Below are 13,624 nucleotides of genomic sequence, written 5' to 3'. Positions count from 1 at the left end.
GGCCAGATCTTCGCCATTGAGCGACACACCATTGAGAAGAAAACCGGCAAGGTCTCCATCGAGACCGTCTATGGTGTCACCGATCACACCCCCGACAGTGCCGCTCCCGCGCGCCTGCTCGGCTTTAACCGTGGACACTGGGGGGTCGAGGCCCATCACTGGATCCTTGACTGGAATTGGGATGAGGATCGTTGCACCATCCGCACCGGCCATGGTCCCGCCAATATCACCCGCCTGCGACGCTTCGCCATCGGGCTGATCAAGGCGAAATCCAAGGATTCCGTGGCTGCGACCATCGATAAGCTCGCGCGCAAGGTCCGCCGCGTCTTCGATTATCTGGGCATGACGGCAAATTCCCCACCCCACGACGCCCGATTGGCGACCGCTGGTTAGAACGGATTTGCCGTGCCCCTCCAATGCTCTCACGTCGGGCAACGCCAAGCCGCCAATACGCGTCTACCAACAGCCACCGAAGGCTTATAACCATGCATGAACTCTCGGTCTGCCTGTCCTTGCTCGATCAGGTCGAGCGCATCGCCCAGGAGCACGGCGCCGAGCGGGTCGAGCGCATTCGGCTGCGCATCGGGCCACTCTCCGGCGTCGAGGCACCCTTGCTCGCCAATGCCTACCCCCTGGCGGCGGCCGGCACCCTGGCCGAGCATGCCGAGCTGGAGATCGAGGCGGCGCCGGTGCGCGTGCATTGCGTCGACTGCGGACAGGAAAGCGAGGCGAGCGCGAACCGGCTCTTGTGCGCCGGCTGTGGAAGTTATCACACGCGGCTCACCAGCGGCGACGAGATGCTGCTGGCCAGCCTTGAGATGAGCATCCCCGATCAGCTCGATGCCGACGCCGACGAGGATGGCACAAGCGCTTGAAAGCGCCCGCGCGACTCACCAGATTCCCAGCGCCTTGCATGCGTATGACGCGGCGCTGCTATAGTCGGCATCGACGCGTTGAGCGAAGGCCGACGCACCCCACCCAAGCGGCGCCCCCAAAGCGGAGACCATCATGTGCGATACCTGTGGCTGTAACATCACCCCCGGCAATGAACATCTCGTGCGCGCCGACGGCAAGCATGCCAAGACCGCCGATGGCCGCGCCGCGGTCGCCGTGCTCAGCAGCCTGCTCGATGAGAACGACCACCAAGCCCTGCACAATCGCGAGCACGTCGACCGCCAGGGCGTGCTGGCGCTGAACCTGATGTCCTCGCCCGGCGCCGGCAAGACCAGCCTGCTCGAGGCCACCATCGAGGCATTGCGGGGCGAGCTGCGCATCGCGGTGATCGAAGGCGACCTGGAGACCGAGAACGACGCCGAACGCATCCGCGCCAAGGGCGTGCCGGCGATCCAGATCGCCACCGGCAGCGCCTGCCATCTGGACGCGCACATGGTTCACGAGGCCTTGCACCAGCTCGATCTCAGCGAGATCGATCTGCTGTTCATCGAGAATGTCGGCAATCTGGTCTGCCCGGCCAGCTTCGATCTCGGCCAGCATCGCAATGTCACCCTCTTGTCGGTGCCGGAGGGCGATGACAAGCCGGCCAAGTATCCGGTGATGTTTCGCGCCGCCGACCTCGTGTTGCTGAGCAAGGCCGATCTGCTGCCGGTGCTCGATGAGTTCGACCCGGAACGCGCCGAAGGCTATCTGCGCCACCTCGCCAGTCAGGTGCCGTTCGAGCGGGTCGCAACCCGCAGCGGCCAGGAGCGGCTCGCGCCCTGGCTTGATTGGCTGCGCCAAGAGGTCGCGGCCCAAAGCGCGCGCCGCGCCGAAGGCAAGACCGCACGCCCAAGCGTCCAGCCCGACGGCGCCCGTCACGAACACCACACTCATTCCCATGCGCATGGCCCGCACGCGGGCCATCCCCTTCAATAGAACGATGATCAGCTCAGTGACCCGGATGGAGGATCCCGCTTTGTCAATCGTGCCGCATCCCGTTAGAAAGTCCCTGGTTTTAACGGCCATCCTTGTCATCGCCGCACCGGCCGCACAGACTGCCGGCTTTAGCGACATGTTCAACCCTGGCCGCTGGTTTGGCGGCAATGATAACGACTACTATTACGACGACGGCCCCTGGGGGCCTTATGGTGACGGTCCCTATGGCGCCCCTGGCTATGGCCCCTATGGTGGCCATGGCTACGGACCTTATGGCGCTCCAGGCTATGGAGGGCCCGGTTATGGTGCTCCCGGTTACGGCGCTCAAGCTCCAACCTATGGCGCGCCTGCTTATGGCGCCCCCTCGGCCCAGATAGCGCCAGCACAGCCGGCACAAGGCTCCGGCTCTGGTTCCCGTTCTGGCTCGCGTGCTGGCGAGAACGCCAAGGACCAAGAGATCGAGGCTCTGAAGCGGCGCATCGAGCAACTCGAATCGCGTAACACGGCCACGAGCCGGCAGCAGCCCCCGCAGGACCGCAGTGATGGCGATCACGAGGGCTGGCCCTCGGCGCCTGCCTTCCGCCCCATGGAGCAATACTGACACCCGCCCCACCCACTCCACCCGCGGCGGCCAGCCCGCTGCGGGGCTGACTCGAGGAGCACGCCGCCCCATGACCCGATTGCAACGATTTCTGCTGAGCCTGCTGTTGTTCTGCGCCGCCAGCCAGGCGCTGGCCGATGACTATGCGGTCTATACCAGCGAGAGCGGTTTCGCCGATGTGATGGATGGTCTCGAGCTGGCCATTCAGCAGCGCGGCATGTTCATCAACAACGTGATGCACATGAACGAGATGCTCGAGCGCACCGGCGCTGACCTCGATCTCGGCGACACCCTTTTCGACCAGGCCGACTCGATCGAATTCTGCAGCGCCGTGCTCTCACGCAAGATGATCAGCGAGGACCCGCGCCGAATCGTCAACTGCCCGTTCATCATCGCGGTCTACACGCTGCCCGGCGAACCCGAGACGACCTATGTCGCCCATCGCCAGATCCCAAGCGCGGAGACCGACGCCAGCCCGGCCATGCAAGAGGTCGCGACGATGCTGGAAGAGATCGCCAAAGAGGCCATCAGCTGGTAGGCCAGCCCTATTTGTTCAGTCATTGATCGAGATATCGGTTTTTCACCTGCAAAACGCGCCAGAAAGGTCTATATTTCCTTGACAGCAGCCAAGAATGCTGTTCCACAACTCCCTAATACACCAATAAGCCGATGGACTACCAACGGCATCCCGAACCGAAAAACCGGGATATCCACCCATCCAGGTGGAGGAGTAACCGATGACTGCGATGAATACTGTTGGCGAGATGGCCGGACGCGACGTCCTACTCAACAAACAAGGGTTCCTAGCCCACTTCGACGATTGGGATAACGACCTCGCCTATGCGATGGCGCAAGAAGAAGGCCTCAGCCTGACTGAGTGCCATTGGACCGTCATCGAATTCCTGCGCGAATACTATGCCTTCCACGAGATCCCGCCCTCGCCGAAGGTGATCATCCGCGCGATCGGCGAGAAGGTCTCCCAGCACACGCCCTGCACGCGCAAGAAGCTCGAAGGGCTGTTCCCCAACGGTGGCTGCAAACAGGCTTGCCGCATTGCTGGCCTGCCAAACCATTACTGCCACTCCTGCTGACGCCCTGCTGGCGATTGTTCTGCTTGCCGATGGTCGCCAGACGATGGCGACCAAGTCGGGAAGCAGTTGACGGACTCTCTTGGGGCGCTCGCGGACCTCGGTCCCGGGCGCCTTTTCGTGGACGCTCCTCTCAGCGCCATCGCGCGATTTCGCGGCCCGGTCAACCAGCGATCGCGTGCTGATTGCAGTATGCTGGCACGCATTGAATCGCCCGCACGCGATGCCTGCACAGCCCCAACCCGCATTCAACCGAGCATGCGTGAGAATCGCCTCTACACCGAACAGCCACTGCGCATCGGCGAGTGCATCGAACTCGAGCCGCGTCCGGCGAAACATGCCGCCCAAGTCCTGCGACTCGGCGCCGGCGAGTCGCTCACGCTCTTCAATGGCGACGGGCGGGATTACCGCGCCGAGATCGAGACCCGCACGCGCGGCCAGGTCGCGGTGCGTCTCCTCGATGTCAGCGAGCCCGAGCCCGCGCCCGCCTTGGCGATCACCCTCGCGCTTGGCATCTCACGCGGCGAACGCATGGATCTCGCCATCCAGAAGGCGGTCGAACTCGGCGTCAGCGGCATCCAGCCCCTGTTCTCGACGCGCACCCTGGTGCGGCTGAGCGGCGAACGCCTGGCCAAACGCGCCCAGCACTGGCAGGGGGTGGTGATCGCCGCCTGCGAGCAGAGCGGGCGCCGACGGCTGCCGGCCATGGCCACGCCAGTGACACTCGAGGCCTGGCTCGGCCAAGCCCCCACGGGAGGCATCCTGCTGCATCACGCCGCCGACAAAACCCTCACCGAACTGCCGCCACCGCAGCAGCACATCAGTCTGCTCATCGGCCCGGAAGGCGGTCTCACGCCCGAGGAGCGCGAGCAGGCCCAGGCGCGCGCCTTCACGCCGGTTCGGCTGGGCCCCAGAGTGCTCCGAACCGAAACCGCCCCCCTCGCCGCCATCGCCGCCATGCAGACCCTATGGGGCGACTTTAGAGCGCTTTAAGACTGATGAATTCCCCGTACGCCGTCGTTCTGATCGATGCCTCTGGCTATCTCTTTCGCGCCTATCACGCGCTGCCGAAGCTGACCAATTCCCAAGGCGAGGCCACCGGCGCCCTGATCGGCGTGCTGAACATGCTGCGCAAGCTCATCGACGAGACCGCGCCGGAGTACATCGGGGTCGTCTTCGATGCCCCCGGGCCGACCTTCCGCGACGCGCTCTATCCCGACTACAAGGCCCAGCGCCCGCCGATGCCGGATGAGCTGCGCGAGCAGCTCGAGCCACTCAAGGCGATCATCCGCGCCATGGGCCTGCCGCTGCTCGAGATCCCCGAGGTCGAGGCCGACGATGTGATCGGCACCCTCGCCACCCGCGCCGCCGATCAAGGCCTCAGCACCCTGATCTCGACCGGCGACAAGGACATGGCCCAGCTCGTCGACGCGCGCATCACCCTGATCAACACCATGAGCGGCACCGTCCTCGACCCCGAGGGCGTGAAGGCCAAGTTCGGCGTGCCGCCGGCGCGGATCATCGATTATCTGAGCCTGATGGGCGATAGCAGCGACAATATCCCCGGCGTGCCCAAATGCGGCCCGAAGACCGCCGTCAAGTGGATCGAGCAATACGGTGATCTCGATGGCGTGATCAGCCACGCCGAGGCGATCAAGGGCAAGGTCGGTGAGCATCTGCGCGCGGCGCTCGACCAGCTTCCGCTCGCGCGCCAGCTCACCACCATCAAGCGCGATGTCGAACTGGAACTGGCACCGACCGACCTACGCCCCAGCGAGCCGGACCGCGAGACCCTACGCAGCTGGTACGAGCGCATCGAATCGAAACGGCTGCTGGCGACCCTGAATGGCGACGCCGGCACCAGGACGGGCGGGGCCGCCGGCACTGAACATGCTGGCGCAGCTGGCAGTGCAGCTGGTGGTTTAGAAGGAGGCTTGTTTGGAGACTTGGCTGTCGGTGGACCTCTGGGCAGCGCTGGCGCCGCGGACGAAAACGGGGGCGGCTCATCAACGACCGGCGAGCACGGGCTCGGCCAGCCACAATGGCCCACAGCCGCCGCGCCACAGCAGCCCGAAGCGGACTATCAAACCATCCTTGCCCAGGCCGAATTCGACGACTGGCTCGAGCTACTGCGCCAGGCCGAGCTGATCGCCTTCGACACCGAAACCAACGCCCTCGACTACATGCGCGCCGAGATCGTCGGTGTCTCGGTCGCGGTGAGTGCGCACCAGGCCGCCTATATCCCGCTCGCGCACGATTACCCAGGCGCGCCCGATCAGCTCGATCGCGAGCAGGTGCTCAGCGCCCTGAAGCCGCTGCTCGAAGACGCCGAGCGCCCCAAGCTCGGCCAGAACCTGAAGTTCGACATGAGCGTCTGCGCCCGCGCCGGAATCGAGCTGCGGGGCCTCGCCCACGACAGCATGCTGCAGAGCTACGTGCTCGACAGCACCGCGACCCGGCACGATATGGACTCATTGGCGAAGAAGTACCTCGACGAAGAGACCATCACGTTCGAGACCATCGCCGGCAAGGGCGCCAAACAGCTGACCTTCGACCAGATCCCGCTCGAGACCGCAGCCCCCTACGCGGCCGAGGATGCCGATATCACCTTGCGGCTGCACCGGACCCTCTGGCCGCGTATCGAGGCCCTGCCGGGCCTGACGCGGGTCTACCGCGAGATCGAGATGCCGCTGGTGCCGGTGCTCTCGCGCATCGAGCGCACCGGGGTGCGCGTCGATGTCGATGAACTCAAGGCCCAGAGCCGCGACCTCGCCGAGCGCGCCGCCGAACTCGAAGAGCGCGCCTATGCCGAAGCTGGCAGCCGGTTCAACATGGGTTCGCCGAAACAGATCGGCGCCATCTTCTTCGAGCAATTGAAGCTACCGGTGGTGGCGAAGACGCCTAAGGGCGCCCCGTCCACCTCCGAGGCCGTGCTCGAAAAGCTCGCCGAAGACGGCTACGAGTTGCCGCGCCTGATCCTCGAGCACCGCGGCGTCACCAAGCTGCGCTCGACCTATACCGACAAGCTGCCACTGATGGTCCATCCCGAGACCGGCCGCGTACACACCAGTTATCACCAAGCCGTCGCGGCAACCGGCCGGCTCTCCTCCAGCGATCCCAACCTGCAGAACATCCCGATCCGCAGCGAGGCCGGGCGGCGCATCCGCCGCGCCTTCGTGCCGGAGCCGGGCTTTCGCATGCTCGCTGCCGATTACTCGCAGATCGAGCTGCGCATCATGGCGCATCTCTCTGGCGACGAGCGCCTGCTTGCGGCCTTCGCCGCCGGTCAGGACATCCACCGCGCCACCGCCGCCGAGATCCTCAGCCTGCAGCCCGAGGAGGTCACCGGCGAGCAGCGCCGCTCGGCGAAGGCGATCAACTTTGGCCTCATCTATGGCATGTCCGCGTTCGGGCTCGCGCGCCAGCTCGGCATCGAGCGCCAGGAGGCGCAGGACTATGTCGATGCCTACTTTGCCCGCTATCCCGGCGTGCGCGCCTTCATGGACAAGACCCGCGAGCAGGCGCGCCAGGATCGCTACGTCGAGACCCTGTTCGGCCGCCGGCTCTACCTCACCAACATCGGTCACAGCAACCATCAACTGCGTAGCGCCGCCGAGCGCACCGCGATCAACGCACCGATGCAGGGCACCGCAGCCGATATCATCAAACGCGCGATGATTCAGGTCGACGCCTGGATTCGCCGCGAGCAGCCACCGGTGCGGATGATCATGCAGGTGCACGACGAGCTGGTGTTCGAGGTCGCCGAGGGAGCCACGCAAGCGTCCTCGGAGCAGATCTGCGCCCTGATGCAAGACGCCGCCGAGCTGGCGGTGCCGCTGCTGGTCGAGGCTGGTGTCGGTGACAATTGGGAGGAGGCACACTGAACAGTGAGCACGTGCATGCGTTCACCACCTGAGATGTCGAGCGCGAGGGTGATGGTGCGCCTCAATCCGCAGCAACATTCAGCATGAGGAGATCACGGCCATGAGGCGATCGTCGAACGCTCATCATTCCCCTCGGCGGCCGGGCGACCTCGGTGATGGCCTTCCCGGCCCCGTCACCCTCGCCTTGGCAACCGTCCTTTGGCTGATGCTGCTGTGGATTCCAGCGACGACCAACGCCGACGAGGCGCCAGCCGAGGTGCCCGATCCGCTCAGCCTGGAGCAGGCGCTCGGCTTTGCCGAGACGCATCCGCGCGTGACGGCAGCCGCTCGCAACGCGGTGGCTGATGGCAACAGCACTGATCACAATGGCGCCGCCGACGCGACCGGAACGCGCTCATCGCCCGCCATGCGATTCGACCTGCCACGCGCGCAGCCGCTCTACCTCGGCTGCCATTCACTCGCTTTCAGCGGCGCGCGTGGCAACGACGCCGAACGCGATGTCTCTTGGTCGGGCTTGCTCGGGCGCGTCGCGGCCCAGCGGCTCGAGATCATGCAGCGCTTCTTCGATGTGCTGCTGGCCGACCTCAGCTTCGCGCGCGACAACGAGGCCATGGCCGTGGCCTTCATCCAGTTCGACCGCGCCGAGGCGCGCCAGGAACTCGGGCAATTCTCGCCCCTGCGCACCGCCGAGCTGCAAGCCGATTATCAACGGATCCGCCGCCAGCGCGCCGCCAGCGAAGCAGCGCAGCGCGTCACCCGCGCCTTGCTGGCGACGGCCTTGGGGCATCCGACTTCACTGCCTCGGCAGCTCATCACTCCGACGCTGGAGCCGGCTCAGGCCGAGCCGCCAGAACTCGACGCGATCGTCGCCACGGCGCTCGAGAACAACCCCGGTCTGCGGGCGCTGATGCAAGGGCGCGGCGGGGCCGAGCAGGCCCTCGTGCGCATGGCCGTGCGCGAGCGCGCCTTGGAGTTGCTCACGCGGCTCGAATTGCTCGACATCATCGCCGAACAGACCCGCAGCGAGTCCGACTGGCGTGATCTCAAGCTCGATGAGAGCCGCACCCTGTACGAACTCGAGGCCCAGGCCGATCTCGGCTTCTCGATGAGCCAGCAGACCAAGGCCCGACGCGATGAACGAGAGGTCGCCTTCTGCCGCGCCTTGACCCGCGCCGAATTGCAGGCACTGCAGGGGCTGATACCGTGAAAAAACGAATGATTGGCGCTCTCCTGCTGTGTGTGCTCACCAGCCATGCGGCAGCGGCACTCCAACTCAGCGGTCGCCTCGAATGGGTGCGCAAGGTCGAGCTGCGCGCGGTGGAGAATGGCGTCGTCGATGACGTCTTGGTCACGCCCGGCCAGCATGTCGATCAAGGCGAGCTGCTCGTGCGCATGGACCAACGCGAAGCCCAAGCGGGCAGTCTCGAGGCCAAGGCCGGCGTCGCCCGCGCTGTCATCGCCCTCGAGGACGCCGAGCGCGAGCTGGCACGCACGCAAGAGCTGTTCGATCGCGGCCTGATCGCGAGCGAGGAACTCAAGGACGCCGAGCTGCTCGAGGCCGCCGCTGCCGCCGAGCTGGAGTCGGCAAAGGCCAAGCAGGCCGCCGCCGATGTGCTCTTGGAGCGCACCGAACTGCGCGCTCCTTTCGACGGTATCATCGTCGCCAAGCATGCCTATCGCGGTGCGGTGATCTACAAGACGCTGCAGCAGCAGCCGTTGATCGCGGTGGCGCCCACCAGCCAGATGCTCGCGCGCGTGCTGGTCACCTCCGACATCCTGCGCCGCTACCGTCCCGGGCAGCCAGCCAAGATCAATGTCCGGGGCCGAGTACGCGATGGACTCATCTATAGCCTCGGCGTCGAGGCGGTGCGCATCGACCCCGAAGGAGCGGTCTATGAGCTGGATGTAATCTTCGAGAGCCAGCCCGATGAGATCCTCAGGCCCTCTGAGTTCGTGCAGGTGACACTGCCGTAATCATCCCGGCTCCCCCGCGCGCCGGGGTTTCTTTTCCACGTTAACAGCCGCTTGGGCTCTGGGGTACACTGCGCGCATGAACTACAGGCTCGGCGTCGTCATGGACCCCATCGGGTCCATCAAGATCCATAAAGATAGCACCTTCGCGATGCTGCTTGCGGCCCAGCAGCGGGGCTGGTCGCTCCACTATTTGGAACTGGCCGATCTGTTCCTCGCCAACGGCAAGGTCCAGGCGCGGATGCAACACCTCGAGGTCACCGATGACCCGGCGGGCTGGTATCGCCTCGAGCCCATCGGCGCGCAGCCGCTGGCCCAGCTCGACGCGGTGCTGATGCGCAAGGACCCGCCGTTCGACATGGAATATATCTACGCCACCTACCTGCTGGAGCTGGCGCGGGCCGCCGGTTGCCTGGTGGTGAACGCCCCGCAGGCCCTGCGCGATGCCAACGAAAAGGCCTTCACGGCGCATTTTCCCCACTGCTGCCCGCCCCTAGTGATCAGCCGCCACGCCGAGGTGCTGCGCGCCTTCCTCGCCGAGCAGCAGGAGATCGTGCTCAAGCCGCTCGACGGCATGGGCGGGCAGTCGATCTTTCGCGTCCGCGTCGGCGATCCCAATACCTCGGTGATCATCGAGGCGTTGATTGGCGCGAGTCGCGGCGCCGGCCAGCGCTTCTGCATGGCCCAGCGCTTCCTGCCCGAGATCGCCGACGGCGACAAACGCGTGCTGATCGTCGACGGTGAACCGGTGCCCTTCGTCCTCGCGCGCATCCCGGGCGCCGGCGAATCGCGCGGCAATCTGGCCGCCGGCGCCCGCGCCGAGGTGCGCCCGATCAGCGCGCGCGAGCGCTGGATCGCCGCCCAGGTCGCCCCGGAACTGCAAGCCCGTGGCGTGCTCTTCGCCGGGCTCGATGTCATCGGCGACTGGCTCACCGAGATCAACATCACCAGCCCGACCTGTATCCGCGAGATCGATCGCGCGCGCGACACCGCCATCGCCGAGGATTTCATGGCCGCGATCGAGGCTCGCCTCGATGCGCGCTGATGCGCGCGCCACCATCCTGTTCCTGGTCGCGCTCATCGCCGGCTGCGGCAGTGGCGACGTGCCGGTCTACACCACCCAGTTTCCGGCTTTCGGCACCCGGGTCGATCTCAGTATCGTCGGCACCCAGCGCGAACGCGCTGCAAACGCTGCGGCCAAGGTCAAGCGCGACTTCGCCTTTTTCGACCAGACGCTGCATGGGCATGGTGCCGAGTACATGCGGCACCTCAACGCGCAGCTGCCGAGTGGCGAACCCTTTGCGGCACCGCCGTCACTGATCCGGCTCCTGGCCCGCAGCCAGACCCTGTTCAGCGCGAGCGATGGACTCTTCAATCCGGCCATGGGGCGGTTCTTCCAACTCTGGGGGCTCGATCGGGCCAACCCGGCCTCGAATCCGCCACCGGACCAGGCCGCCATCGACGCCCTGCTTGACGTGCAACCGACGATGGCGGATTTGGAACTCGACGGCCTCGAGCTGCGCAGCAACAATCCGGCCGTGCAGCTCGACTTCGACATGGTCGCGACCGCCCATGCGATGGACCTCGCCGTGAATGCGCTGCGCGCCCAAGCGGTGCACAGCGCCATGATCAACGTCGGTGGCGATGTGCGCGCCATCGGCAGCCGCTCCGGGCGGGCTTGGCGCATCCCGGTGCCGCGCGCGAGCGGAAGCGGCGTGATCGGTATCCTCGACGTCAGTGGCGATGCCAGCCTCTTCACCGCGAGTGCGCAGCAGCGCAACTTCCGCTATCGCGGCGAGGTCTATCATGCGGTGCTCGATCCTCGCACGGGTCGTCCCGCCTGCGGTGTCCTCTCCGCGACCGTACTTCATGAAGGCGATGGACTGACGGCGGCGGCGGCGGCGCATGCGCTGATGATCGCCGGGCCTGATGACTGGCCGCGCATCGCGGGTCGAATGGGTATTCGCTACGTCCTGCTGATCGACGAGGGTGGCAGGCTCCACATGACCCCAGCGATGGCCGAACTGCTCGAATTGCTCGATACCGACGCCGAGCAGGTCATCCGCTCGCCGCTGGAGTCCAGCTTTTGATCACGCCCGCCTGATCTCATTCCACCCTGCTTCCGAATCCCACTCTGCGGAAACAAGCGATGACAGCCGTGGCTGGGCACTCCAACGGACCGTTCAGCTCGCCTCCCGGCGGGCATGATGGGCATGACCGACATGGAACCGCTGATTGGGTGATGCCGATCGCAGTGGCGATTGCACTCATCGCCCATGCGCTCTTGATCGCCGGTCTCGAATTTGCCGAGCCTCAGCGCAGGCCACGCCCGACGCGAGCCCTGACGTTGCGAGTCATCACCCAGCCCGGACTCGAGTCCCCGACACCGGCTGTTGCTGCATTCGAGCGACTCTCGCAAATCCCACCACCGCAAACATCGATCGAGATGACGCAGACGACGGAGGCGGCGAACACCACCGCACCGCCGCCGCCAGTGATTCCAGCAGCGGCGCCAGCGTTACGCGCAATAGCCGCGGACGTCGATGTGGAGAGCATACACCCCAGCGACGCGGCATCCCTGCTCGAGGCCGAAGCGATCGATGATGGTCCCGAACAGCGGTCGATCTCGGCGGCCGATATCTTCGCGAGTCGCACCGCCGAGATGGCCAGCCTCGCCACCAGGACCGAGGGACAGCGCACGACTCACGATAGCCATTTGCGGCGCAAGGCCATCAGCACCGCGACACGCGACTACCTCTACGCCAACTACCTGGAAGCCTGGCAACGCAAGGCCGAGCGCATCGGCAACCTCAATTATCCACGCGAGGCTCGGGAACTCGGCCTCTATGGCAACCTCACCCTGCACGTCGCGGTCCGCTCCGATGGTACCCTCGAGGGTATTCGCGTGGTTCGCTCCTCGGGGCACGATGTTCTGGATCAAGCGGCGGTGCGCATCGTCGAACTCGCCGCGCCGTTCGCGCCCTTTCCACCCGGCATCAAACGCGACACCGACGTGCTCGACATCACTGTTCCCTGGCAATTCCAACGCAATCACCGGCTCGGGTGGGGGCGCTGAATCGGCACCATAAACAGGCAACAGGACGCATCCACGGCCGCTAACGGCTTGCCAGACGCGCGAGCCGGCTGGATACTATCGCCATGACTATATCAACGTCGTTGACCAACCATTTCCTGATCGCGATGCCGGGTCTGCAAGACCCCAACTTCTCGCGCACGGTGACCTATGTCTGCGAGCATTCCGAGGAGGGCGCGATGGGCATCGTCATCAATCGCCCCATGGAGATCCAGCTCGGCGAAGTCTTGGCTCAACTCGATATCGACCCCGAGGCCAGCAACGTCAGCAACGCCCCGGTCTATCTCGGCGGTCCGGTACAGACCGACCGCGGCTTCGTGATCCACGACGGTCGCTTCAACTTCGACTCCACGCTTCGGGTGGCCGAGGATATCCAGGTGACCACCTCGCGCGACGTGCTCGAAGCCATCGCCAAGGGCCAGGGCCCGGCGAATCGGCTGGTGGCGCTCGGCTATGCCGGCTGGTCCAGTGGCCAGCTCGAACAAGAGATGATCAACAACGCCTGGCTCAGTGGCCCGGCCAATGGTCGGGTCCTCTTCAGCACGCCCTCGGCCCAGCGCTGGCAATCGGCCGCGCAACTGCTCGGCGTCGATCTCAATCTACTCAGCGGCGACGCTGGGCACGCCTGAGCGATCCGGCGCCCGAGACGGCAGCCTCGACAAGCCCTTGGCGACCCTACTCGGCTTCGACTTCGGCCCGCGCAAGATCGGCGTGGCGATCGGCCAAACAGTGACCGGCACGGCCACGGCGCTGGAAACCGTGCGCGCCCAGGGACAGCGTCCCGATTGGAAGCGGCTCGAGGCGATCATCCGCGAGTGGCAACCGCAAGCCGCCGTGGTCGGACTGCCCTTCAATATGGACGACAGCGAGGAGGCGTGGAGCGAACGCGTCCACCGCTTCGCGCGCCAACTCCAGGGCCGCTTCGGCCTCAGCGTCCATCTGGTCGATGAGCGCTTGACCAGCCACGCGGCGCGACACGACCTCGAGCTTGATCGGTCTGCACGGGACGATCGGATCGATGCCCATGCGGCGAAGTTGATCCTCGAGACCTGGCTCACCGACGCTCGGTGTCGCGCTCCATCAGCATCCAGCCCATCTCGAGGAGCCCCCTGAC

Annotated in this window: 14 protein-coding genes and 1 pseudogene; all 15 read left to right on the top strand. The window is 65.6% G+C overall.

Going from position 1 to position 13,624, the window contains the following annotated elements; translation table 11 throughout:
- A pseudogene (locus CCR82_RS09745) lies at positions 1–393 on the top strand (hypothetical protein); the annotation flags it as partial.
- Between the two features lie 92 nt (positions 394–485).
- Complete coding sequence (gene hypA, locus CCR82_RS09740) at positions 486–875, top strand: hydrogenase maturation nickel metallochaperone HypA (RefSeq protein WP_201245493.1); 390 nt, start codon at positions 486–488, stop codon at positions 873–875.
- A gap of 133 nt (positions 876–1,008) precedes the next feature.
- Entirely contained in the window at positions 1,009–1,872 is an 864-nt protein-coding gene (hypB, locus tag CCR82_RS09735; RefSeq protein WP_201245491.1) for a hydrogenase nickel incorporation protein HypB, read from the top strand.
- Between the two features lie 136 nt (positions 1,873–2,008).
- A complete protein-coding gene (locus tag CCR82_RS09730) occupies positions 2,009–2,473 on the top strand; it encodes a hypothetical protein (protein ID WP_242513384.1) in 465 nt (154 codons plus the stop codon).
- 70 nt (positions 2,474–2,543) lie between these two features.
- The gene (locus CCR82_RS09725; protein WP_201245487.1) at positions 2,544–3,011 is read left to right on the top strand and encodes a DUF302 domain-containing protein; all 468 of its coding nucleotides are present in this window, start codon (positions 2,544–2,546) and stop codon (positions 3,009–3,011) included.
- A 199-nt stretch (positions 3,012–3,210) separates the two neighbouring features.
- Positions 3,211–3,564: a TusE/DsrC/DsvC family sulfur relay protein gene (locus CCR82_RS09720; RefSeq protein WP_201245485.1), complete on the top strand. Its 354-nt coding sequence runs from the start codon at positions 3,211–3,213 to the stop codon at positions 3,562–3,564.
- 255 nt (positions 3,565–3,819) lie between these two features.
- The gene (locus tag CCR82_RS09715) at positions 3,820–4,554 is read left to right on the top strand and encodes a 16S rRNA (uracil(1498)-N(3))-methyltransferase (RefSeq protein WP_201245483.1); all 735 of its coding nucleotides are present in this window, start codon (positions 3,820–3,822) and stop codon (positions 4,552–4,554) included.
- 5 nt (positions 4,555–4,559) lie between these two features.
- Entirely contained in the window at positions 4,560–7,445 is a 2,886-nt protein-coding gene (gene polA / locus CCR82_RS09710) for a DNA polymerase I (RefSeq protein ID WP_201245482.1), read from the top strand.
- 100 nt (positions 7,446–7,545) lie between these two features.
- Entirely contained in the window at positions 7,546–8,652 is a 1,107-nt protein-coding gene (locus CCR82_RS09705; protein WP_242513383.1) for a TolC family protein, read from the top strand.
- Positions 8,653–8,660: 8 nt separating this feature from the next.
- Positions 8,661–9,419, top strand: coding sequence for an efflux RND transporter periplasmic adaptor subunit (locus CCR82_RS09700; protein ID WP_201245480.1), 759 nt, complete (start codon positions 8,661–8,663; stop codon positions 9,417–9,419).
- A gap of 76 nt (positions 9,420–9,495) precedes the next feature.
- Positions 9,496–10,461 (top strand): glutathione synthase, encoded by a 966-nt coding sequence (gene gshB / locus CCR82_RS09695; protein ID WP_201245478.1) that lies wholly within the window; start codon positions 9,496–9,498, stop codon positions 10,459–10,461.
- Entirely contained in the window at positions 10,451–11,506 is a 1,056-nt protein-coding gene (locus CCR82_RS09690; protein ID WP_201245475.1) for an FAD:protein FMN transferase, read from the top strand. Before gshB ends, CCR82_RS09690 begins: the two co-directional genes overlap by 11 nt.
- A gap of 152 nt (positions 11,507–11,658) precedes the next feature.
- Positions 11,659–12,492: an energy transducer TonB gene (locus CCR82_RS09685; protein ID WP_242513382.1), complete on the top strand. Its 834-nt coding sequence runs from the start codon at positions 11,659–11,661 to the stop codon at positions 12,490–12,492.
- Positions 12,493–12,575: 83 nt separating this feature from the next.
- Positions 12,576–13,139 carry a YqgE/AlgH family protein gene (locus CCR82_RS09680; protein WP_201245470.1) on the top strand — a complete coding sequence of 188 codons (564 nt, stop codon included), beginning with the start codon at positions 12,576–12,578 and terminating at the stop codon, positions 13,137–13,139.
- A gap of 37 nt (positions 13,140–13,176) precedes the next feature.
- On the top strand, positions 13,177–13,623 hold the full coding sequence (gene ruvX, locus CCR82_RS09675; protein WP_201245469.1) for a Holliday junction resolvase RuvX: 447 nt from the start codon (positions 13,177–13,179) through the stop codon (positions 13,621–13,623).
- The last annotated feature ends 1 nt before the right edge of the window (position 13,624 follow it).

This window comes from Halochromatium salexigens, assembly GCF_016653295.1.
Taxonomy (GTDB): Bacteria; Pseudomonadota; Gammaproteobacteria; order Chromatiales; family Chromatiaceae; genus Lamprobacter; species Lamprobacter salexigens.
Note: the sequence above shows the minus strand (reverse complement) of the source record. Positions and strands in the feature narration are given on the sequence as shown.